Origin of the sequence: Ornithinimicrobium cavernae, from assembly GCF_003121625.1 — a bacterium.
In the GTDB taxonomy this organism is placed as follows: Bacteria; Actinomycetota; Actinomycetes; order Actinomycetales; family Dermatophilaceae; genus Ornithinicoccus; species Ornithinicoccus cavernae.
Genome location: NZ_QDDJ01000048.1, coordinates 1 through 694, shown reverse-complemented (window position 1 = coordinate 694; position 694 = coordinate 1). Strand labels below are relative to the sequence as shown.

Annotated in this window: 1 protein-coding gene; it reads left to right on the top strand. The window is 39.9% G+C overall.

The genetic code is table 11. The annotated features are described in order from the left end of the window. Window positions 1-694 (top strand): outer membrane beta-barrel protein (locus tag DA085_RS20720; RefSeq protein ID WP_154402280.1); only part of this gene is annotated, 694 nt, incomplete at both ends.

The window sequence follows — 694 nt, the reverse complement described above, 5'->3', positions numbered from 1 at the left end:
CAAATCTTAAACCAAAATAACTTCGGTTTAGCAGCTGAATTAGGCTATGACTACTACGGTCGCGTACGTGGTAACGTAGATGAATTCCGTACAGTTAAACACTCTGCTCACGGTTTAAACTTAGCGTTAAAACCAAGCTACGAAGTATTACCTGACTTAGACGTTTACGGTAAAGTAGGTATTGCGGTTGTTCGTAATGACTATAAAAAATATGGTGCGGAAAACACTAACGAATCAACAACAAAATTCCACAAATTAAAAGCATCAACTATTTTAGGTGCAGGTGTTGAGTACGCAATTCTTCCTGAATTAGCGGCACGTGTTGAATACCAATACTTAAACAAAGCGGGTAACTTAAATAAAGCATTAGTTCGTTCAGGCACACAAGATGTGGACTTCCAATATGCTCCTGATATCCACTCTGTAACAGCAGGTTTATCATACCGTTTCGGTCAAGGCGCTGTAGCACCAGTTGTTGAGCCAGAAGTTGTAACTAAAAACTTCGCATTCAGCTCAGACGTTTTATTTGATTTCGGTAAATCAAGCTTAAAACCAGCAGCAGCAACAGCTTTAGACGCAGCTAACACTGAAATCGCTAACTTAGGTTTAGCAACTCCAGCTATCCAAGTTAACGGTTATACAGACCGTATCGGTAAAGAAGCTTCAAACTTAAAACTTTCACAACGCCAGATCG